1 protein-coding gene is annotated in these 681 nt (G+C 49.2%); it reads right to left on the bottom strand.

All coding sequences use genetic code 11. From position 1 onward, the window contains the following. Nucleotides 1–378: 378 nt before the first annotated feature. On the bottom strand, nucleotides 379–555 hold the full coding sequence (locus HGP29_RS28360; RefSeq protein WP_168885828.1) for a hypothetical protein: 177 nt from the start codon (nucleotides 553–555) through the stop codon (nucleotides 379–381). Nucleotides 556–681 lie beyond the last annotated feature (126 nt).

Raw genomic sequence — 681 nt, 5'->3', positions numbered from 1 at the left:
GTCTTAATGTTCATCATGAGGATGTCTCCGAAGTGTAGTGTTCATTTAGTGTGCAATAAGCAATCATAAAGGCCACCGGAATCCGATGACCTTGAGTCTGCCTATAGTGCTACCTAATCACTTCCAACTTGAGTAGTCGGCTGTGAGTTTTGCCAACCAGTCTGACGCTGAGTCAATCGACCAGTGGCTGAACCGCTTACTTATTAGAAGTGACCCGCGTGGCTCAAACACGTTGAATAACACGGTGCTAGTGAATGGGTCATCAAGCATGACCACATGCAGCCCTGTTTCATCCAGTAACCTGCGCTCCGTTGCTCCTAAGCGTGACCACTGTGAGGTGCTTCCATCAAAAAGCCATCTTTTTTCCGTAGCCATTTGTTACGCTCCTACGAAGTATTTCTCTTGGTTAACAACGCTGTCACCCTTCGCATTACGGAAGGAACCCTTCACACCGCCACCGCGCTGCGTCTTGTTCAGCTTGCGGCCCTTAGGGATATAACCCTCGGTCTGCTGGCGTTCGCGGGTACGTTCGAAGTTGATTGTATTCTGATACATGGTGTTGCTCCTGAGTGGTTGTTAGGGACATTCATGAAGGCCACCGGAATCCGATGACCTTGAGTATGTTCCTATAGTGCTACCTTATTCAGACTTACCGTGGCGGAACTCGATGCGTCCTACTAC

Origin of the sequence: Flammeovirga agarivorans (assembly GCF_012641475.1) — a bacterium.
Taxonomy (GTDB): Bacteria; Bacteroidota; Bacteroidia; order Cytophagales; family Flammeovirgaceae; genus Flammeovirga; species Flammeovirga agarivorans.
The sequence above is the reverse complement of the archived record's forward strand: the minus strand, read 5'-3'. Positions and strand labels throughout refer to the sequence as shown.

Coding starts and splice junctions, on each gene's coding strand:
- HGP29_RS28360 (WP_168885828.1), bottom strand. CDS start 555: ATGTATCAGAATACAATCAACTTCGAACGTACCCGCGAACGCCAGCAG.